Annotated in this window: 15 protein-coding genes and 1 pseudogene; 11 read left to right on the forward strand and 5 right to left on the reverse strand. The window is 65.8% G+C overall.

Features of this window, described 5'->3' with window-relative positions; genetic code table 11:
- Positions 1-47: 47 nt before the first annotated feature.
- The 11 genes and pseudogenes from ACCQ00_RS05370 (at position 48) to ACCQ00_RS05420 (ending at position 14,509) form a co-directional block, all read left to right on the forward strand.
- A complete protein-coding gene (locus tag ACCQ00_RS05370; RefSeq protein WP_372354078.1) occupies positions 48-2,129 on the forward strand; it encodes a phosphocholine-specific phospholipase C in 2,082 nt (693 codons plus the stop codon).
- 235 nt (positions 2,130-2,364) lie between these two features.
- Positions 2,365-4,449: a S46 family peptidase gene (locus ACCQ00_RS05375; RefSeq protein ID WP_372354138.1), complete on the forward strand. Its 2,085-nt coding sequence runs from the start codon at positions 2,365-2,367 to the stop codon at positions 4,447-4,449.
- A 91-nt stretch (positions 4,450-4,540) separates the two neighbouring features.
- Positions 4,541-5,185 (forward strand): histidine phosphatase family protein, encoded by a 645-nt coding sequence (locus ACCQ00_RS05380; RefSeq protein WP_039571843.1) that lies wholly within the window; start codon positions 4,541-4,543, stop codon positions 5,183-5,185.
- Positions 5,186-5,401: 216 nt separating this feature from the next.
- Entirely contained in the window at positions 5,402-5,950 is a 549-nt protein-coding gene (locus ACCQ00_RS05385) for a hypothetical protein (RefSeq protein WP_039571846.1), read from the forward strand.
- Between the two features lie 228 nt (positions 5,951-6,178).
- Positions 6,179-7,498: a bifunctional tetrahydrofolate synthase/dihydrofolate synthase gene (folC, locus tag ACCQ00_RS05390; RefSeq protein ID WP_039571848.1), complete on the forward strand. Its 1,320-nt coding sequence runs from the start codon at positions 6,179-6,181 to the stop codon at positions 7,496-7,498.
- Between the two features lie 67 nt (positions 7,499-7,565).
- On the forward strand, positions 7,566-8,648 hold the full coding sequence (locus ACCQ00_RS05395; RefSeq protein ID WP_039571850.1) for an SPOR domain-containing protein: 1,083 nt from the start codon (positions 7,566-7,568) through the stop codon (positions 8,646-8,648).
- 213 nt (positions 8,649-8,861) lie between these two features.
- Positions 8,862-9,608, forward strand: coding sequence for a CvpA family protein (locus ACCQ00_RS05400; RefSeq protein WP_039571852.1), 747 nt, complete (start codon positions 8,862-8,864; stop codon positions 9,606-9,608).
- A gap of 30 nt (positions 9,609-9,638) precedes the next feature.
- Entirely contained in the window at positions 9,639-11,105 is a 1,467-nt protein-coding gene (gene purF, locus ACCQ00_RS05405; RefSeq protein WP_003483730.1) for an amidophosphoribosyltransferase, read from the forward strand.
- 174 nt (positions 11,106-11,279) lie between these two features.
- Positions 11,280-12,125 (forward strand): ferritin-like domain-containing protein, encoded by an 846-nt coding sequence (locus tag ACCQ00_RS05410; protein ID WP_017156249.1) that lies wholly within the window; start codon positions 11,280-11,282, stop codon positions 12,123-12,125.
- 577 nt (positions 12,126-12,702) lie between these two features.
- A pseudogene (locus ACCQ00_RS05415) lies at positions 12,703-13,954 on the forward strand (zinc-dependent metalloprotease).
- 135 nt (positions 13,955-14,089) lie between these two features.
- Positions 14,090-14,509, forward strand: a complete 420-nt coding sequence (locus tag ACCQ00_RS05420; RefSeq protein WP_007968939.1) for a hypothetical protein — start codon at positions 14,090-14,092, stop codon at positions 14,507-14,509.
- 188 nt (positions 14,510-14,697) lie between these two features.
- On the opposite strand, the gene lpxH is transcribed toward ACCQ00_RS05420, so the two are convergent.
- From lpxH to ppk1, 5 genes are all read right to left on the reverse strand, one after another.
- A complete protein-coding gene (gene lpxH / locus ACCQ00_RS05425; RefSeq protein WP_007973708.1) occupies positions 14,698-15,441 on the reverse strand; it encodes a UDP-2,3-diacylglucosamine diphosphatase in 744 nt (247 codons plus the stop codon).
- Between the two features lie 560 nt (positions 15,442-16,001).
- Positions 16,002-16,544: a phosphatase PAP2 family protein gene (locus ACCQ00_RS05430; protein WP_011050667.1), complete on the reverse strand. Its 543-nt coding sequence runs from the start codon at positions 16,542-16,544 to the stop codon at positions 16,002-16,004.
- Positions 16,525-17,661, reverse strand: a complete 1,137-nt coding sequence (locus ACCQ00_RS05435; RefSeq protein WP_039571861.1) for a glycosyltransferase family 4 protein — start codon at positions 17,659-17,661, stop codon at positions 16,525-16,527. The genes ACCQ00_RS05430 and ACCQ00_RS05435 overlap by 20 nt, the downstream gene beginning before the upstream one ends.
- Positions 17,662-17,905: 244 nt before the next feature.
- Positions 17,906-19,426: an exopolyphosphatase gene (gene ppx, locus ACCQ00_RS05440; RefSeq protein WP_180301572.1), complete on the reverse strand. Its 1,521-nt coding sequence runs from the start codon at positions 19,424-19,426 to the stop codon at positions 17,906-17,908.
- Between the two features lie 178 nt (positions 19,427-19,604).
- Positions 19,605-21,707 (reverse strand): polyphosphate kinase 1, encoded by a 2,103-nt coding sequence (gene ppk1 / locus ACCQ00_RS05445; protein WP_017158111.1) that lies wholly within the window; start codon positions 21,705-21,707, stop codon positions 19,605-19,607.
- Positions 21,708-21,819: the final 112 nt, after the last annotated feature.

Raw genomic sequence — 21,819 nt, forward strand, 5'->3', positions numbered from 1 at the left:
GCTGCGCGGTGACAAAAGCACTACTTTTTTTTGCAGGTTCTGCCGCCATGACGCCTTCCTCTTCGCGTCGCGATTTCCTCAAGCGCGTCGCTGCGCTTACTGCTGCCGGCGCCTTGCCGTCTTCGATCGGCCGTGCGCTCGCGCTGCCGGCCAACTCGCGGACCGGCACGTTGCGCGATCTCGAACATGTGGTGATCCTGATGCAGGAAAATCGCTCGTTCGATCATTATTTCGGCGCGCTACGCGGCGTGCGTGGCTTTGGCGATCCGCGCGCGCTGCAGCTGCGCGATGGCCATCCGGTATGGAGTCAACCCACGTCCGATGGACGACGCTTGCTGCCGTTCGCGTTCGATTCGCAACATACCTGCGCGCCCTTGATCAAGAGTCTGGATCATTCCTGGAAGGCCGCTCACGGGCAGGACCCGGCACGCTGGGCCGAATACGATGCATGGGTACCGTACAAGGGCGAATTGACGATGGGATACTTCCAGCGTCACGACATCCCGTACTACCACGCGCTTGCCGACGCGTTCACCATCTGCGATGGCTATTACTGCTCGCTGCATGGGCCGACCAACCCCAATCGCATGTATCTGTTCACCGGTACCAGCGGCCCAAGCGTGGGTAACGTCGGCGCGCAGGCGGTGACCAATGACGACGATGGCAACTGGACCGCCGACATGGCGCGCGACAAGCCCGGCTACGCAGCACTGCAATGGACCACGTACGCGCAGCGCTTGCAGGCTGCCGGCGTGGACTGGCGCGTGTATCAGGAATACGACAACTTCGGCTGCAACTCGCTGGCGTATTTTTCGCACTATCGCGATCTGCGCACCGACGACGAACGGTACCGGCGTGCACGTGCGTGCGTGCCCGGTTCCACCGCGGACAACGCCGCCACCACCCAGGCCGAGCATCTGGTCGCCGCGATCGCTGCCGATGTGCAGGCCAATCGCCTGCCGCAGGTGTCGTGGGTCATCCCGCCCACCGCGTATTGCGAACACCCCGAAGCGCCGCCTGCCTATGGCGAGTCGCTGGTGGCGCGTCTGATCGATGCGCTCACTGCCAATCCAGAGGTGTGGGCCAAGACGGCGCTGATCATCAATTACGACGAGAACGATGGCTTCTTCGATCACGTGCCCGCGCCGTTGCCGGCATTGGACGCACGCATGGGGCGCAGCAATGTCGACACGCGTGGCGAGGTCTACGATGGCGTGCCGATCGGCCTGGGCATTCGCGTGCCGATGCTGGTGATCTCGCCTTGGACGCGTGGTGGCTGGGTCAACTCGCAGGTGTTCGATCACACCTCGGTCCTGCGTCTGCTGGAACGCCGCTTCGGCGTGGCCGAACCGAACATCAGCCCGTGGCGGCGTGCGGTCAGCGGCGATCTCACCAGCGTGTTCGACTTCCGCAAACCGGACGATTCGGCGTTGAGCGCGTTGCCGTCGGTCGACGACTATCGCGCACGTACCGCTGCCGTGCGCGACAAGCCGCTACCGTCTGTGCCTGCCGCCGCAACGATGCCGCGGCAGGAACCGGGGCAACGGCCGGCGCGCGCATTGCCGTATGCCTTGCAGGTGCATGCACGCGTACAAGAGGGCGCCGCCGTGCAGTTGCAGTTCGTCAACAGCGGCGCGGCAGCGGCGGCGTTCAATGTCTACAGCAGCGCGGCCAGTGGCGGCCCCTGGTATTACACCGTGCTGCCCGGCACGCAGTTGGACGATATGCCGGTTGGGGCCACGCACGAAGGTGCGTACGCGTTGCGCGTGCACGGGCCCAATGGCTTCTTGCGCGAGTTCGCCGGGCAGGTGCCAAGTGCCTCTGCGCCCTCGGCAGCGCCATGGGTGGAGGCGCGACAGGAGGGCGACGCCTTGGTGCTGGAAATCGGCAATGCCGGGCAGCGCGCCTGCACCGTGCAACTGCGTGCGCTGGACTACGCAGACCCAGGTACGCGCACCTTGCCGCTGGCTGCAGGCCAGCGCGAGACCATTCGCCTGGCGCTTGCCGCCAGCGATCACTGGTACGACCTGGTGGTGGAGCAACCGGGCAGCGCCTTCCGCCGCCGGCTGGCCGGGCACCTGGAAACCGGCAGACCCAGCCGCAGCGACCCCGCGTTCGGTCGCGTCTAGGCCGGCGCTCGGCCGCGGTACGCTGCAGGCGAATCCGCTGGCGCCTGCTGCGCGGCAAACGGGCGCGCGCGGAGAACACCCGCCGGCCCTGCCATCGGTCATGGGTTTGCCAGCGAATGCTGGCGTTACACTGTAACGAAAATAACCCGTGGGGCTGTCGATGCGTCCAAACCTGTTCGCTGTTTCCGTGCTGGTCACGCTGGCTGTCGTTTCGTCTGCACAAGCGGGCGAGGGGATGTGGGTTCCACAACAACTGCCCGAGATCGCCGGGCCCCCCCAGCAAGCAGGCTTGCGGCTTTCGCCGCAGCAGCTGGCCGACCTGACCGGAGACCCGATGGGAGCGGTGGTCGCCCTGGGTGGTTGCACCGCCAGCTTCGTCTCGCCGCAGGGGCTGGTCGTCACCAACCACCACTGTGCCTATGGCGCGATCCAGCTCAACTCCACCGCGCAAAAGAACCTGATCAAGGACGGGTTCAACGCCGCACGCCCAGCCGACGAGCTCAGCGCCGGTCCCAGCGCGCGTATCTACGTGCTCGATGCCATTACCGACGTCACGGCACCGGCAAAGGCAGCGATGGCCACTGCAGGCGAGGACGCGCTCAAGCGCACGCTGGCCCTGGAGGATTTCAGCAAGCAGCAGATCGCCTCCTGCGAAGCCCAGCCGGGTTACCGCTGCCAGTTCTTCAGTTTTGCCGGGGGCAACGCCTACCGGTTGTTCAAGAGCCTGGAAATCAAGGATGTGCGCCTGGTCTATGCACCGCCCGGCAGCGTGGGCAAGTTCGGCGGCGACATCGACAACTGGATGTGGCCGCGCCATACCGGCGATTTCTCGTTCTATCGCGCCTATGTCGGCAAGGACGGCAAGCCTGCCGCCTACGCCAAGGACAATGTGCCCTACCAGCCCAAGCACTTCCTGAAATTCGCCGACCAGCCGCTGGGTGCCGGCGACTTCGTGATGGTGGCCGGCTATCCGGGCCGCACCAATCGCTACGCGCTGGCCGCCGAATTCGACAACACCGCCAATTGGACCTACCCGGTGGTCGGCCAGCAGTTGAAGGACGTGATCGGCCTGATCGAACAGGCGGGCAAGCACGATCCCGACATCCAGGTGAAATACGCCAGCACCGTGGCCAGCCTCAATAACTCCGCCAAGAACTTCGATGGGCAACTGGAAGGTTTCAAGCGCATCAATGCGCAGGCCACCAAGCAGGCCGACGAAGCGGCGGTGCTGGCCTGGCTCAAGGGGCAGGGTGCGGGCGGGCGCAAAGCGCTTGCCGCGCACGACACCTTGGTCAAGCTGCTCAAGCAGACCCAGGCCACGCAACAGCGCGACTTCGTGCTGCGCCAGTTCGACTCCACCGGAACGGTGGGCGCCGCGGTAACGCTGTACCGGCTGGCGCTGGAGCGTGCCAAGCCCAATGCGCAACGCGAATCCGGGTACCAGGACCGCGACCTGCCGTCGATCGAAGCGACGATGAAGCAGATGGAGCGCCGTTACGTGCCGGCCATGGATCGTCAGCTGCAACAGTACTGGCTCAGCCAGTATCTGAAGCTGCCGGCCACCCAGCGCATCGCCGCGCTGGACCGGTGGTTGGGCGGTCGCGATGCGGCGGCCGTGCAGGCGGCCGTGGGCAAGCTCGATGGCACGGTGTTGGGGAGCACGCAAGCGCGGCTGACGTGGCTTGCCGCCGACCGGGCCGCCTTTGAAGCCAGCACCGATCCGGCGATCCAGTACGCCGTGTCGGTAACCCCGGCCCTGTTGCAGATCGAGCGCGAAGACAAACTGCGTACCGGCGAGCAGCTCAAGGCGCGGCCGGTGTATCTGCAAGCCCTGGCCGACTACAGGAAGAGCCGGGGCGAGGCGGTCTATCCGGATGCCAACCTGTCGCTGCGCATCACCTTCGGCAACGTCAAGGGTTACGTCCCGAAAGATGGCGTGGCCTACACGCCATTCACCACCTTGGAAGGGGTGGCCGCCAAGGAGACCGGCGCCGATCCGTTCGATTCGCCCAAGGCCCTGCTGGATGCGGTCAAGGCCAGGCGCTACGCCGGGCTGGAGGACAAGCGCCTGGGCTCGGTGCCGGTCAATTTCCTGTCGGACCTGGACATCACCGGCGGCAACTCCGGTTCGCCGGTGATGGACGCGCAGGGCAAGCTGGTCGGCCTGGCGTTCGACGGAAATTGGGAATCGGTGAGCAGCAACTGGATCTTCGACCCGGCCATGACCCGCATGATTGCCGTGGACAGCCGCTATCTGCGTTGGATCATGACCGAGGTCGCTCCGGCGCCACAGCTGTTGCAGGAGCTCGGCATGCGCTGACGCCGGCAGCCGGCGCGGGGGCGGCAGGGGTTATCATGCGGTCCCGTTTCGCTGCGGCGAGCGGGCCCCTCCCCCAAGGAACTCCCAGCGCATGCGCATCCTGCTTGCTCGTCACGGCGAGACGCCGTGGAACGCCGAAGGCCGTTACCAGGGCCAGATCGATATTCCGCTTTCGTCCGTCGGCGAAGGCCAGGCGCGCGCATTGGGCGAACGGTTGCACACGCTGCAGATCGACCGCGCGGTGGCATCGCCGTTGTCGCGCGCGCAGGCCACTGCCAAGGCCGCATTGGGCGCTGCGCGCGCAGCGCTGCTGCAGACCGATGCCGACCTGCAGGAAATTGCGCACGGCGAATGGGAAGGCCTGCTGGCCAGCGAGATCAACGACAAGGACCCGGCACGTCTGCGCGCCTGGCGCGAAGAGCCCGATACGGTGTTGATGCCGGGTGGCGAATCGCTGCGTCAGGTGCTCGATCGCAGCTGGCGCGGCCTGGTGCGCGCTGCCGATGGGCTGGGCGCGGACGGCACCTTGCTGGTGGTTGCGCACGATGCGGTCAATCGCGTGATCCTGTGCAAGATCCTGGGCCTGCCGTTGTCCAAGCTATGGAGCTTCCGCCAGGCCCCGACCACGCTGAACCTGCTCGAAGGCGATGACGTGGAGCATCTCGAAGTGGTGCGACTCAACGACTGTGCGCACCACACACCGTTCTTTGGTGAGGCAAAGCATCGGGCGTTGTAGCCTTGGCGTGGCGTGTTGCGCTCAGGAAGAATTCCTGCAGTCCTCACGCTGCCAACATTCGGATGCTCGAGATGGATTTCCATGCATCGCTGCTTGCAATGCATGCGTCATCTTCAAGTTTGCGCGTTTGAAGAGGGCTGTCTGGTCCCGCGCTCCAGCGTTTGCCAGCCGCTGCACAGCCTGCGCATCTGTGCGTTTCTCTGAAGGATCAGTTCGGTGAGACCAAAGCTGTTCGCTTTGATGAAGGTTGCCTCTATCTTCGTGATGCTCGGGCTGATTCCGCCGAGCCTGCTCGCCACATTTATCCCCGTCGAGTTCCTTCAAGAGCGCTATTGGAAGTGGCCGGCCTTGGCGATGGGTCTCGCACTCACGGTGGTGCTGCGTAGACGTAACCGCCGCTTGGGTCGACCGACAGACACGGAAGGCGGCGGGCGCGTCCTTAGAGTGTTTATGTTCGTCGGGATGCCGGTAATGATGGGCTTTCTCTCCTGGCTGTTTCTGGCAAAAGCCATCCCCTTGGGGGTGACATTGCTGGTGGGGACGACGTTTGAGCAGGCATATGTCATGCAGACCCACCATCAGTGGAAGAGCGATTTTTGCGCATATCAATTGCGCGGTGGTCCGATGGAGCATGCATTTCCAGATCATCTTTGCATCAAGGAGGAGCTGTACCTGCGCTACCCAGAGCAGTCGATCGCGGTCACCTTGAGAGGGCAGCGCTCGGTCCTGGGTGCGCGGGTCACCGAGATCCACGGGCCGCAATGAGTGATTGAACGCGTGGCTTTTCTGGCAAGTGGTGTCTCTGCCATAGAGTGTCGTCGGTCGCTCCAAACATCCGTCAAGGTCACGCGAGGCATGCCGCCTGTGCGAACTGATGGCGCCCCATCCCGTGCATCGATCTGACCAAGCATTGCGATGCCTCTAGCACCGAGGTGGCGTGCGTTGCGCAGGCGCAAATGGCGATAATGTGCCCCTCTCTGCGCGGCTCTCCCCATGAACGCAACCCACTCTCTCTCCGACTGGCTCGCCTACATCGAGCAGCAGCATCCCAGCAGCATCGCGATGGGGTTGGAGCGCGTGCGCGAAGTGGCTGCGCGGTTGCAGATCGCCGCGCCGGCCAAGCACGTCATCGTCGTGGGCGGGACCAATGGCAAGGGCTCGACCGTGGCCTTCATCGAGGCGATCGGTCGCGCCGCCGGCTGGAAGGTGGGTGCCTACACCTCGCCGCATTTGCTGCGCTACAACGAGCGCGTGCGTATCGATGGCGAAGAGGCCAGCGACGCGCAGCTGGCCGCGGCGTTTGCGGCGGTCGAAGCAGCGCGCGGCGACACGGCGTTGACCTATTTCGAGTTCGGCACGCTGGCGGCGCTGTGGTTGTTCCAGCAGTCCGCGCTGGAGTTGGCGGTGCTGGAAATCGGCCTGGGCGGGCGCCTGGATGCGGTCAACATCGTCGATTCGGATGTGGCGGTGATCACCACCGTGGATATCGACCACACCGACTGGCTGGGCGAAGACCGCGAGGCCATCGGCACCGAGAAGGCCGGGATCATCCGCGCCTGGAAGCCGGTGGTGCTGGGCGAGATCGACCCGCCGTCCAGCGTGCTGCGTCGCGCCTACCAGCTCGGTGCCAATGCAATCCGTGCCGGCAGCGATTATTTCTTCGAGCCGATCGACTATTTCTTCGAGCCGATCGACACACAGCACGCCGAGAGCCCGCAAGCCGATGCGCCGCAGTGGCGTTGGCGCGATGTGGCCGTGACACTGGAACTGCCGATGCCGGCACTGCACGCGCCGGTGCAGTTGGCCAACGCCGCTGCCGCGATCGCCGCATTGCAGGCACTGCCGGTGGACGTGCCCGGCGCGGCCTGGGCGCAGGGCATCGGCAACGCGCACGTGGCCGGACGACTGCAGCGGCTTGAGGTCGATGGCGTGCAGATATTGCTGGACGTCGGCCATAACCCGCAGGCCGCGCGCGCGCAGGCCGCCGCGCTCGGTGCGCAGGCGCATGCCGGCAGCACCTATGCGATCTACGCCGCATTGGCCGACAAGGACGTGCTGGGCGTGGTGGAGGCAGTCGCTGCGCAGATCGACCACTGGGCGCTGGCGGGCCTGGAAGGCGCACGCGGCCAATCGGCGCAGGCGTTGCAGGCCCGGCTGCAAGGCAGTGCCGCCGCCCAGGCGCCGTGTCATCGCGATGTTGCCAGCGCAGTGCACGCGGTCCTGGACGCGGCCAGCCCCGGCGACCGCGTGCTGGTGTTCGGCTCGTTTCACACCGTGGCCGACGCGCTTGACGCACTTCATTCAGCCCGCTGAGGTCGTCGGGGTGGCGCCGGCCTTATAATCGCCGCGGCACCCCGCCACGCCGCCTCTCGTCTCTTCCGTGGATACTGCTCTGAAACAGCGACTGATTGGCGCCATCGTTCTGGTAGCGCTTGCCGTGATCTTCCTGCCGATGCTGGTCAAGGGCCCCGCGCCGTCGAGCGGTGTGGCCGACGTGCCGCTCGAGGCGCCCGCAGCGCCCGCCAATGGCGAGTTCGAAACCCGCGAATTGCCGCTGGTCACTCCGGGCAATGCACCGGCCGGTGGCGCGCTGGGCATGGCCGGCGCGCCGGCGCCGGTGCAGAACAGCCCCGACGCCGCCGATCTGGCCGCTCCATCCAGCACGCCCTCGGCTCCGGAAGTGGCTGCCGGCAACTACGCTGTGAATTTCGGTGCATACGCCACCAGCGCCGACGCCGACGCGGTGATTGCACGGCTCAAGCAGGCGCAGTTGCCCGGTTTCAGCGAAAAGACCCAGATCAACGGCCGCCCGGCCTGGCGCGTGCGCGTGGGGCCGTATGCCGACCAGGCCCAGGCCGAATCGGCCCGGCTGCAGGCAGTGAAGGTGCGCAGCGACGTCAACGCCCAGGTGGTGACGTTGGATGCCAACGCCGCTGCGCCGGCCCCCGTCGCCAGCGCGCCGGTGCCTGCACCTGCTGCCAAACCCGGCAGCAGCGTCGCTACCGCCGGCACCACCGCACCGACCAAGACCGAAAGCCTGCCGCCGGAGCCCGCCAAACCGGTGGTCGCCGCGCCCAAGCCCGCCGAAGTGGCCAAGCCCGCGCCGACCAAGCCCGAGGTCGCCAAGCCTGCAACCCCTACGCCTGCAGCCGCCAAGCCGGAGCTTGCCGCCAAGCCCGAGCCTGCCAAGCCGGTGGCCACCGCGCCGGTTGCGCCTGCGGCCAGTGCAGTCGGGTTTGCCGTGCAGCTGGGTGCGTTCGGTCGTGCCGAAGACGCCGATGCCTTGCGCGACCGCGTGCGCGCCGCAGGCTTCAGCGCCTTCGTCGAACAGGTGCGGACCGACAAGGGCGCGTTGAACCGTGTGCGTGTCGGCCCGGTCGCCAATCGCAGCGATGCCGAACAGTTGCGTGCCCAGGTGGCAGCCAAGGTCGGTATTTCCGGCATGGTGCGTCCGCATCCGTAACCGCCATGCCGGCCGCAAGCAAGCGCGGCCGCCGCGCAGGTGGCAGCCGCTCGTACACTGCACTACCTGTGGACCGTCACGTGTCTGCCAACTGCCTGCACTGCGCGCCCGCAGCTGCTGGATTTTCGAACGCCTCGCACCCATGGAGGGGAGGGCAATGACGACCGAGCCCAATTGCACTCACGGCGCGCGCGCCACGCGGAGAAGTTGCCCATGATCGACATGGTGCTGGGCGTCATCATTCTGGTGTCGGCCCTGTTGGGCTTGCTGCGTGGCTTTGTCGCGATCGTGGTGGGCACGTTGTCGTGGCTGCTGGCCGGCTGGGCCACCTTCATGTTCGGCGGCGCGGCCGCGCGCTGGCTGGCCGATGGCAAGCATCCGTCTGCGACCGAATCGTTCGGCGGTTACGCCATGGTGTTCGTCGGCGTGCTGATCAGCGTGGCGGTGATTGGCATGGTGATCCGCGCGGGCGTGGATGCGATCAAGCTCGGTGGCACCGACCGCATGCTCGGGTTCGGCCTGGGCGTGGTGCGCGGTGCGTTTCTGGCCAGTATGCTGGTACTGCTGATGGGCTTCACCCCGCTGCCGCGCGAGCCGGCATGGCGCCAGTCGGTGCTGCTGCCCATGCTGCAGCCGGGCGCGGGCTGGATGCGGGCGCAGCTGCCGGCCTGGCGAATGCCATCGATGGAGATGCCATCAATGGAACTCGGCAACTTGCCCACGGAGTTGGGGAAGTTGCCTTCGGCAGGCGATAATACGGACCTGGGCAAGGCACTTGGCGGTTCCGGGCTGAGCGACACCATCACCCGTGCGCTTGGCAAACCCGGCAAGACGGCTGGCGACGGACGCGATCCGACGCAGGCGATGCCGGCCAACATCGATCCGGCGCAGGTTCGCGGCGGAGAAAGCGACCCGGCTCGGGTCGAATCCCAAGGCCAGGCACGGCCACCTTCACAGTAACGGCGCAAGCCGAAGCGGAGAACGCGCACCATGTGTGGCATCGTCGGTATTGTCGGCAACCAGAACGTCGCCGGGCAGCTGTATGACGGCCTGACCGTCCTGCAGCATCGTGGGCAGGACGCCGCAGGCATCGCCACCGCAGACGGCACGCGCCTGCGCGTGCAGAAGGCCAATGGCCTGGTGCGCGACGTCTTCGACGAAAAGAAGATGGCGGTGCTGGAAGGCCGCGTCGGTATCGCGCATTGCCGCTACCCGACCGCAGGCTCGGAAGGCATGGACGAGGCGCAGCCGTTCTACGTCAATTCGCCCTACGGCATCGCGCTGGCGCATAACGGCAACCTGATCAACACCGAGGCGTTGCGCCAGCAGGTGTTCGAAGCCGACCGCCGCAACATCAACACTGATTCGGACAGCGAAGTGCTGTTGAACGTGTTCGCCTACGAGCTGGACGCGCAGCGCATGCTCACCCCCGAAGCGGCGATCCGCGCGGTGGCCGGCGTGCACCGCCGCTGCAAGGGCGGCTACGCGGTGGTCAGCGTGGTGCTGGGCCTGGGCCTGGTCGCGTTCCGCGACCCGCACGGCATCCGCCCACTGGTGCTGGGCAAGCGCGAGCATGCCGAAGGCACCGAATACATCGTGTCCTCCGAATCGGCAGCGCTGGATATCCTCGGCTACCAGCGCGTGCGCGATGTGCGCCCGGGCGAAGCGCTGGTGATCACCGCGCGCGGCGAACTGTTCTCGGAAGTCTGCGCCGCGCCGACCAACAACGCGCCATGCATCTTCGAGTACGTGTATTTCGCGCGTCCCGATTCGATGATCGACAACATCTCGGTGCACAAGGCGCGCATGCGCATGGGCCTGAAGCTGGGCGAAAAGATCCTGCGCCTGCGCCCGGACCACGACATCGACACCATCATTCCGATCCCTGACACCTCGCGCGATGTGGCGCTGGAGATGTCCAACGTGCTCGGCGTGAAATACCGCGAGGGCTTCGTCAAGAATCGCTACGTGGGCCGTACCTTCATCATGCCGGGGCAGGGCGAACGCCAGAAATCTGTACGCCGCAAGCTCAACCCGATCCACCTGGAATTCCGCAACCGCGTGGTGCTGCTGGTGGACGATTCGATCGTGCGCGGCACCACCAGCCGGCAGATCGTGCAGATGGCGCGCGATGCTGGCGCACGCAAGGTGTACCTGGCCTCGGCCGCGCCGCCGGTGCGTTACCCCAACATCTACGGCATCGACATGCCGGCGGCCGAAGAACTCATTGCGCATGGCCGCAGCGAGCTGGAAATCCAGGAGTTCCTGGGCTGCGACTGGCTGATCTACCAGGATCTGGAAGACCTGGAAGTGGCGGTGCGCGAAGGTAACCCGGACATCAAGCAGTTCGATTCCTCGTGCTTCAACGGCGAATACATCACCGGCATCGAGCCGGGGTATTTCGAACGCATCCAGCAGCTGCGCTCGGACGATGCCAAGAAGCGTCGCCGCGCCTGAGTCACCGAGGCGGGGCGGCCGCTTGGCCGCGCTGGTAGGCGTGCGGATGGCGTCGGCAGGGTGTGGCGACCAAAACGCTGCAGCCATCCACACGCTCGAGGGTGCGCGCCCGCACAACGGGCAGTGGCCTGCGGCCGAACGCGTGCAAGCGCAATCGGTGTCTGCAGCGCGCCATTGCCCCGTCCGGCCAACGGCATGAGCAGCGATCCGTTTGCAAGCGCGGATCTGTTCGACGCCGCGCGCCTGTGCCTGGACCAGGCCGACCCGCGACAGAAAGTCGCGCTGACCCAGCACTACGCAGCCGCCTTTCGCGAAGGTGTCCTGACGCTCGATCCGGCGGCGCCTGCGCCTGCGCCGATCCGCATGCCAGGCCGTCCGCCGGCGCCGCTGCTGGTGCATCCGCGCGACTTGCCGCGCCGTGGACTGGGCACGCCGGAAGGGCGCGCTGCGTTTATTCACGCCATTGCGCACATCGAACTCAACGCCATCGATCTGGCGTGGGATGCGGTGTACCGCTTTCGCGGGCTTCCCGCGGCGTTCTACGCCGATTGGGTGGCGGTGGCCGACGATGAATCGCGCCACTTCATGTTGCTGCGCGCACGATTGCAGGCGCACGACCACGACTACGGCGATTTCGCCGCGCATAACGGGTTGTGGGAAATGTGCGAAAAGACGGCACACGACGGCCTGGCGCGCATGGCGCTGGTGCCGCGCGTGCTCGAAGCGCGCGGCCTGGACGTGACACCGGCGATGATCGTCAAGCTTCGCTCGCTCGGCGACGCTGCCACGGCCGAGGTGCTCGAAACCATCCTGCGCGAAGAAGTGGCGCACGTGGCCGCCGGCTCGCGTTGGTACCGCTGGTATTGCGAGCAGGCCGGTGTCGAGCCGCGCGCACGGTTCAAGGCTCTGTTGCGCGAATACGCCGGCGGCTATCTGCATGGGCCGTTCAATCTGCAGGCGCGCCTGCTTGCCGGTTTCGACGAGGACGAGCTAGCCGACCTGGTGGAGCAGGCTGGCTGAGCGTGGCCTGCATGCGAGCTGCGAATTTGCGTTCGCGGCCTGTGTCGTGGATCTACCTGACGCATGCGTGCGCAGATTTCAATGACGCCACCCACGCCGCGTCACGTTCAACAGATTGGGGCGCACCGTCAACGCCCATGGCCGATGGGGCGGGCATCGATGCACGCTGCGCCGCGCATGACGACGTGGCGGCGCTCGCCATCTGCACCGACGCCGACGCCGAGGCGGCACGGTGTCCTGCAACACAGGCGAGGATCGACGCATCCATCGCGTGGCGGACGCAGTCACGTCCAAGCGCATCGATCTGTATGACGACGCAGGATCGCCGCGTTGTCCGGGAAGATGGCCTGTGCTGGTTTGACACGCTGCTTCCGAACGCGCGCTCCGTAGGACTGTGCGCTGGTTCCCGTTCGAGAGTTGCTGGAATCGCATCCAGGGATGGGTAAACATCACAGAAACATAATTTTCCGTTGCAACAACTTGCATTCGGTACGGTCAAACGCGCCCTAATGGCGTCCCGGGGACAGGGGTCCGGTGTTTCACATCCGTAACTTTCATGTCTTAGGAGAGAAAGACGATGAAGTCGAAGTCGATGTGCACCACGGTGGGTCTGATCGCCATGTGCCTGGCCGGCTCGGCCGCCGCTGCCGCAAGCCGTTGTATCAAACCGGCCCTGCGCTGAGCCGCAGTGCCACCGCTACCGCTGCAGCCGAACCTTCGCTGCAACGCCTGTTGAGCGCCCCGTCCACTGCCAACGCGCAGGTGGTTCAGCTCGACGCCGGCGCGGTGACCGCCTCGGAAAAATTGCTGGAACTGCAGCTGGATGGCCAGGCCATCACCGCCACCCAGGCCAAGGTCGATGCCCTGGAGGATGGCGACAGCGTGTGGTACGGCAATCTCGGTCCGCGTGCCGGCACCCGCGCACGCACGCTGTCTGGCGTGGACCCGCTGAACTCGGCCATCTTGGTGCGCAGCGGCGACACCGTGACCGGCACGATTCGCTACGCCGGCAAGCTCTACCGCCTGCGTCCGCTGGCCGATGGCCGCCACGTGCTGGTGCAGGTGGATGAGCAGCGCATGCCGCAGGAGCATCCGGCCGACTACAGCCTGCTGCCGAAGTTCGACATGCCCGGCGATGGACGCGTGACGGCTGCTGCCGCCTCATCAGGTAGCCCGGCCACCATTCGCGTGCTGGTGGTGGCCACCAACAAGGCCGTGACCGCTTACGGCGGCAACATGCAATCGCTGGTGCAACTGGCGGTGGCCGAAGCTAACCAGGCTACATCAACAGCAATGTCGGCATCACCTTGCAGCTGGCGCGCTACGAGACCATCAGCTACACCGAGACCGGCAACTTCACGACCGACCTGCAGCGTTTCCGCGTGACCAACGACGGCTACATGGACAGCATCCACACCAGCCGCAACACCTACACGGCCGATGTGGGAGTCATCGTGCTGGACAACAGCAGCTACTGCGGCCTGGCGTCGGGGATCGGCTCTAACGCCGCGAGTGCATTTGCGTCGGTGTACTGGAATTGCGCCACCGGCTACTACAGCTTCGCCCATGAAATCGGGCATCTGCAAAGCGCACGCCACGACGCCACCAACGACCCGAGCACCTCGCCGTACGCGTATGGCCACGGCTACCGTTACGGCAACAGCTGGCGCACCATCATGGCCTACGACTGCACCAGCGGTTGCCCGCGCCTGAACTACTGGTCCAACCCCAACATCAGCTACAACGGCGTGCCCATGGGCAATGCCAGCACCGCCGACAACCAACGGGTGCTGGTCAACACCAAGGCCACGATCGCCGCCTTCCGTTGAGTGTCTGCTGACCGATCCAAGCCCGGCCCGGCACCGCAAGTGCCGGGCTTTTTCAGCTACACCTGCGCGCATGGATCGCGCAGACTATAGGCATCGCCGGTGACTGCCGGCCCTGTCCTGTCGAGCGGAGCTCTCATGTCCACGTCCCTGCGCCACGCGCTCGTGTTCCTGGCCGCGCTGACGGTTGCCGGATGCAAGCAGCAACCGGCCGACCCTGTCGCCACGCAACCCCAACCTGCCGTGAGCGCACCGGCGCCGCCCCCCAGCGACGACGCGCAAGCCCGCGCGCTGCAGGCGCTCGAAGCCCGCTTGCAGGGCGACCATGTGTACCCGGATAACTGCATTAGCATCATGGCCGAGGACGGCGATGCGCCTGCGCCGGACACGTTCGATTTTGCGGTGCGCGAGCGCCATGGCGACAGCTGTCCTGGCGACCCGCAGACCAGCCCGGTACGCGACCGTTTCCGCGTGCAGGCCGATGGCACGCTGCTGTGGTACGACGTGGTGAATGCCGATTTTGTCGACTACGCCGAGCGTGCGCGAAGCCTGCAGTAATGCAGCGCGATCATTGATTGGCACGCCTGACGATGCTGCGCGCCTCGATCGGCAAGCGCTGTTGATCCATCGTTGCATCGCCGCGCGTCTGTGGCCTCAGGCGCGCTTTCGGTCTTGCGGTGTGCCTTGCGTGCAGCACTGCGTCGCTGCGCCTTGCCATGGCAGGCACGGCAGGTGGATCGGCCGCGTTACAACGCCAACTGCTCCAGCGACACGCCATCGGCATCCACGCGCAAGACCGATCCTTGCTCGTACCAGTCGCCCAGCACGATGCGCGTGCAGGTGTTACCACCGGCCTGCAGGGTATGGATGGCAGGGCGATGGGTGTGGCCGTGGATCAGCCGATCCAGGCCGTAACGCACGAAGGTGGCTTCCACTTCGGCCGGCGAGACGTCGGTGACGGTTTCGAAGCGCGACTGGTCGCCCTGCTTGAGTTCTGCATGCCGCGCCTGGCTTGCCGCGCGCGCCTGCTGCGCGAACGCGACGCGCGCGGCCAGCGGCTGGGCCAGGAACTGCGCCTGGAACACCGGGTCGCGCGTCTGCGCGCGGAAGGCCTGGTAGGCCGTGTCGTCGGTGCACAGCAAATCACCGTGCATCAGCAGCGTGGTGTGCCCGTACAGATCGATCACGGTGGGGTCGGGCAGGATCCGGAAGCCCGCCCGCTGCGCGTAGGTTTCGCCCACCAGGAAGTCGCGGTTGCCGGCCATGAAGAATACCGGCACCCCGGAACCTGCCACTGCATGCAGGGCCACCGCCACTGCATCGGCGGCGGTGGACGGGGTGTCGTCTCCGATCCAGGCTTCGAACAGATCGCCCAGGATGTAGAGCGCGTCGCTACCGGGGACCTGCGTGCGCAGGAATTCCAGGAACAACTCGGTGATCGCCGGCCGGGCCGGATCCAGATGCAGGTCGGAAATGAACAGGGTCGTCATTGCGCCATTGTACGGCGGCAGCGCGGGGCGGGAATCGGGAATGGAATCGGGAATCGGGAATCGGGAATCGCAGAAGCATTGCAGCTTCGCGGCGCTTGGTGTGCCAACTTGCAACGACACCGCAGGCTGGCGATCGCCATTCAGGCGTCCTGCAGGCCGCGCGCGCCGTGGGGCATGCGCGTGGGTGGGCAACCTTCCATCAGTTCACCGCGTACGGTCAGCGCAAGATCCCCGCGTACCGTCAGTACAAGATCCCCTCTCCCTGCGGGAGAGGGGTGGGGGTGAGGGTACGGGGCGAAGCCACGCGCTGGAGTCGCAATGCTGCGCTGGGGCTCTCTCGGCGTTTGCGAAAACACCCATCGACGGCGAGTGCATGAGGCTTCGAAGGTACCCTCATCGGCCCCTGCGCGGCCCCTTCTCCCCCACAAAGATGGCCAATGTCCCGAAGGGAGAAGGATGAAGCGAAGAGGTCTTGCTGCTGACTGGGCAGCGTCTTGGTCGCTGTCCGTTTGCCGTTACGCTTACCTGTCAGCGAGCCGCCATCACGCAACCCCCAGCGCTTATCCCAGCACCACCGGCAAGCCCCACAGCGACAGGCTGGCCAGCAGCACGCCGATCAGCGTGGCGGCCAGCACGTCGCTGGGATAATGCAGCCCCAGCACCACCCGCGAGAGCGCCACGCCGGCCGAAAACGGCACCAGCAAGGGGGCCAGCCAGGGGTAGTAGGCCAGCGCCACGATGCTGAAGGACACCGCGTGCAAGGTATGGCCGGAGGGGAAACTGAACTCGTCCAGCGGCGCCACCCATGCGCGAATCCGCACGTCCGCCGCATACGGGCGCGGACGCCGGGTCCAGCGTTTGAGCGCCTTGTACAACGTCAATGCAAGCACGCCGGTGGCGGCCATGTGCGCCGATGCACGCACGCCGTCCATGCCGTCGAGCACCACCAGCAACCCCATCAAGGCGTACCAGAACACGCCGTCGCCCAGCCGGCTGATGGTGGCGAAGACACGCCGTACCGGGTTGCGCCGGCACCACAGATTGGCGCGTCGGCACCAGCGCGCTTCGTGACCGCGCAAGACCTCAAGCCGCGTTGACGACATAACGCCCCCGTGCAGCACTGATTCCCAGCAACAAGGCTTCGAAATCGGAGACCACATTGTCCGGATGCAATTTCTTCATCGCCTGCGCCGCCGCCGTGCCCATGCGCTGGCGCAGTGCGTCGTCTTCGGTCAGCGCGACGGCGGCCTGGATAAAGGCCTCGTCGGTGTCCACCGCCGCGCCGGTATGGCCGTTGCGCAGATATTCGCGGGCCGCGCCGTAGTCGAAAGCGACCGTCGCCACGCCGCTGGCCATTGCTTCCAGCGTCACATTGCCGAAGGTTTCGCTGCGGCTGGGAAACAGGAACAGATCGCCGCTGGCGAAGTGACGCGCCAATGCATCGCCACGCTGGACACCGCAGAAAATGAAGTCCGGATTGTCGTGCGCAAGCTTCTCGCGCGCCGGGCCATCGCCCACCCAGACGAAACGCGCCTTCGGGCGGATCTGCTGCAGTTTGCGAAAGGCGCGTACAGCCAGCGGCAGATTCTTTTCGCTGGCAATACGCCCCACATAGATGGCGGCAAAGCCTTCGCCTTCGATGCCCCAATCGGCGCGCAATGCGACATCGCGACGGCTCGGATCGAATTGCTGGCTATCCACCGCGCGCGCCAGCAATTGCACGCGCTCGAAGCCATCGTCGCGCAGAAACTGCTGCAGCTCGCGCGTGGGCACCAGGGTGGCATCGGCCTGGTTGTGGAAGCGCCGCATCCAGCGCAACGCAGTGCCCTGCAGCCAGGCAGCGCCGTAGTCGGGCAGGTATTCGTCGAAGCGGGTGTGGAAGCCGGTGGCGACCGGAATGCCGAGCCGGCGGGCCGCGCGCATTGCCGACCAGCCCAGCGGGCCTTCCGTGGCCACATAGATCGCGTCCGGTTGCGTGCTGCGCCAATGACGGACGAGGCGTTGCGTCGCCGGGAGGCCGAATTTCAATCCCGGGTAGCGCGGCAACGAGGCGCCACGCACCAGCAGCGCATCGGTCGGCGCGGTATCGGCGCTCTGGCGTGGCCGCACCACATCTACCTGGTGTCCACGCGCACGCAGACCGGTTTCCAGACCATGCACGGTCAACGCAACACCGTTGACCTCGGGGGGGTAGGTTTCGGTAACGATCGCGTAGCGCATGCCCGTTCTCCCGTTTTGACTAGCTTCCGGGAGTGCGATGGCATTGATGTTACGCCGATAAGACGTGGCGGTGACAGCTGTGACGGGAATGGAGAATCGGGAATCGGGAATCGCAAAGGCAGCGTGCTGCTTCGGTTTGGCGCCATCAACACCAGTCAGAAACTTCTAAGAGCCCCGTGGCGGACTATTCCCGATTCCCGATTCCCGATTCCCGATTCCCGATTTCCGCCTGAGGCCGCAGGCCTCAGGTCACAAACGGTTTGAACGCAATTCCCAGCCCGGCCATGCTCTCGACTTCGCCGATCAGGTCGGCGCGCAGCAGCGGGCGCGAGTCGATCCAGCTTTGCGACAGGATCAGCGATAGCCGGGTGTCGTCGGCGGTGAGTTCCAGGGTCGGAATCGGGTCCGCCTCGTGTGCGCGGTGCAGCAATACCGCCAGTCGCAGCAGTGCGGCCTTGCGCCGGGTCGGCAGCAACAGGCGGTCGGGCAATGCATCGAAAGCGGTCTTGGGCACATTGCGCCGGTGCGTGCGTACCAGCGAGGCCAGCACCTGCTGTTCCTGTCGCGAAAAACCCGCGATATCCGAATGCTCCAGGATGTAGCTGCCGTGCACGTGGTACTGGCTATGCGCGATGATCAGCCCCAGCTCGTGCAGGCGCGCGGCGCGGCGCAGCACCTGCGCATCGTCGCCATCCAGTTGCCAGGATTCGCAGACCTGGTCGAACAGGCGGCAGGCGGTCGCTTCCACGCGCTGCGCCTGTACTTCGTCGATGCCGTAACGCTGCATCAGCGAGGTCACCGAACTGTCGCGCGGGTCGTTTTCGCCGCCGCGGCCAAGCATGTCGTACAGGATGCCTTCGCGCATCGCCGCCTTGCTGACCATCAGTTTCTCCAACCCCAGCGCCTGGAACGCCGCTTCCAGCACCAGGATGCCGCCGGCGATGATCGGCCGCCGTTCGGCCGCCAGGCCGGGCAGCTGGATGTCTTCGATACGCTTGGCCTTGAGCAACTCCTCGCGCAGCGCCGGCAGCGCCTGCGCGGTGATCGCGCCCTTGGTCAGCTTCATCGCCGCGCACATCTCGCCGATGGCCTTGTGCGTGCCGGACGAGCCGATCGCCTCATGCCAGCCCAGCGCCTTGTACTGGCCGGCGAACTGCTGGAACTCGGCGCCGATCTCGGTCAGCGCGTCCTTCCATTTCTTCTTGGACAATTTGCCGCCGGGAAAAAACCGCCGCGTGCTGGCAATGCATCCGGCCTGCAGACTCTCGCGTTCCAGCGTCTGAAACCCGCGGCCGATGATGAACTCGGTCGAGCCGCCTCCGATGTCGATCACCAGCCGGCGTTGGTCCGGCTTGGGCGGTTGCGCATGCGCCACGCCCAGATAGATCAGGCGTGCTTCCTCGCGCCCGCTGACCACTTCGATCGCATGGCCCAGCGCGGTTTCGGCCGGCATCAAAAACGCTTGCGGCGAACGCAGCTGACGCACCGTGTTGGTCGCCAGCGCACGCACGCGCAGCGAAGGCACGTCGCGAATGCGCTGGCCGAAACGCGCCAGGCATTCCAATGCGCGTTGGCGCGCTTCGTTGGAGAGCCCACCTTTGCCATCCAGGCCATCGGCCATGCGCACGGTCTCGCGCAGGCGATCGACGACGCGCAGCTGACCCATCAGGTAGCGCGCAATGACCATGTGGAAACTGTTGGAGCCTAGGTCGATGGCGGCAAGAAAATCGCCATCGCGCAGGGGCGGAATCGTGGGGGAGGGCATTGGCATGGCCGCATGGTAGCCGATGGGCTGTTGGCCACGTGAGAGGCCGTGCGTGCGCCCAGCCGACCGCGCACGCGATCGGTATTGCCAAGCGCTGGAAGCGGACGGTCAGTCGCCGTAATGGGCATGCCGCATGCCTGCGCAAGCGGCTTGCCACCTGGCGTGCGGCAATGAGCGCTCAGATCCGCTCGAGCAAAGTCATCTGCGCCGAATGCGCCGGCTCGCCCGGGGCAGGCGTGCGCTTGTGGTACACGCCCTCGGCGTCCAGCTCCCACGCGCTGACGTTGTCGTCCAGATAGTTCTGCAGCACCTCACGGTAGACGCGTTTGGCCAGGTCCGGTTCCAGGATCGGGAAGCAGGTCTCCACCCGCCGCAGCAGATTGCGTTCCAACCAGTCGGCACTGGCGCAGTACAGCTCGGCGGCCCCGTCGTTGCCGAACCAGTACACGCGGCTATGTTCCAGAAAGCGGCCCACGATCGAACGTACGCGGATGTTGTCGGACACCCCTGGCACCCCGGGGCGCAGCGTGCAGGCCCCGCGCACGATCAGATCGATCTGTACCCCGGCTTGCGACGCCGTGTACAACGCACGCACCACCTGCGGTTCGTTGAGGGCGTTCATCTTGGCGATGATGCGGCCCGGGCGACCCTTGCGGGCCAGCCGTGTCTCGCGATCGATCCGCTTCAACACGCCGGCATGCAGCGTAAACGGCGACTGCAGCAACTGGTCCAGCTTCATGCGCGGCGCAAGCCCGGACAACTGCTGGAACAGCATGTGCACGTCGTTGCCGATTTCGGCATCGGCGGTGATCAGGCTGATGTCGGTATACAGGCGCGCGGTGCCGCTGTGGTAATTGCCGGTGCCCAGGTGCACGTAGCGTTTGAGCTTGCGGCCCTCGCGGCGCACGATCAGCAGCATCTTGGCGTGGGTCTTGAAGCCGACCACGCCGTAGACCACCTGCACGCCGGCTTCCTGCAGTTTGTCGGCCAGGCCCAGGTTGGCTTCTTCATCGAAGCGCGCACGCAACTCCACCACCACGGTGACGTCCTTGCCGTTGCGCGCGGCCAGAATCAGCGCATCGACAATCAGCGAATCCTTGCCGGTGCGGTACAGCGTCTGCTTGATCGCCAGCACGTTCGGGTCGACCGCGGCCTGGCGGATGACGTCCAGCACCGCGGTAAACGCATCGAAGGGGTGATGCAGCAACACATCGCCTTTCTTGACGATCTCGAAGATGCCCTCGCTGTCGCGCAAGGTGCGCGGATTGAACGAGGGGTACTTGAGTTCGGGGCGCTGTACCAGGTCGTAGACCTGCGTGACGCGGCTCAGGTTGACCGGCCCGGCGATGCGGTAGACCGCGTTCTCGTTCAGGCCGAAATTCTGCAACAAGGTGCGCAGGATCGGTGCCGGGCAGTCGTGCGCGATCTCCAGTCGCACCGCTGGCCGGTAGCCGCGCGTGACCAGTTCATCGCGCAGGGCCAGCGCCAGGTTCTCGACTTCTTCCTCGTCCACCACCAGTTCGGAATTGCGGGTGACGCGGAACTGATACGAGCCCATCACCTGCATGCCCGGGAACAGCTCGTCGACGAATTCGGACAACACCGAGGACAGGAACACGAAGCTCTGCGTGCCCTCCGGCGACAGGCTTGCCGGCAGCTGGATGATGCGGGGCAGCGAACGCGGTGCGCGCACGATGGCCAGATGCCCGGCGCGCCCGAACGCATCCTGGCCTTCCAGCACCACCACGATGTTCAAGGTCTTGTTGAGGATCTTCGGGAACGGGTGCGCCGGGTCCAGGCCCAGCGGCGACAGCACCGGCATGATCTCGTTGCGGAAATACGCACGCAGCCAACGTTTCTGGCGCGCGGTCCATGCCGAACGGCTGAGCACGGCAACGCCTGCGTCTTCCATCGCCGGCCGCAGCACCTCGTTCCACGCGTGGTACTGCTGCTCAACCAATTTGGCGGCGCGATCGTGCACCGCGTTGAGGATGGCGGTCGGGCTCAGCCCGTCCGGCGCCGGCGGCAGCCCGAACTCCTGTGCGTGCCGCACGGTAGCTGCGCGGATTTCGAAGAACTCGTCCAGGTTGGTGCACGAGATGCACAGGAAGCGCAGCCGTTCCAGCAATGGCACCTGCTCGTCGAGCGCCTGCGCCAGCACCCGGAAGTTGAAGTCCAGTTGCGACAGCTCGCGGTTGATGTACAGCGCCGGATCACGCAACGGATCGGTGGCGACGTCGTCGCCGGGTGTGATGTCGTGCAGTTCTTTGGCGTGGCCCATGGAATCGATCGTCAAGACGGGTTGTGTTATTGCCTGGGGCGCGCAACGCAGGCAATGCGGCGCGTGGCAGACGCGTCCATCGCAGCGCGCTGCGGCGCGCACTGACTACATA

The sequence above is a fragment of the Xanthomonas sp. NCPPB 3761 genome, from assembly GCF_041475705.2.
Taxonomy (GTDB): Bacteria; Pseudomonadota; Gammaproteobacteria; order Xanthomonadales; family Xanthomonadaceae; genus Xanthomonas; species Xanthomonas phaseoli.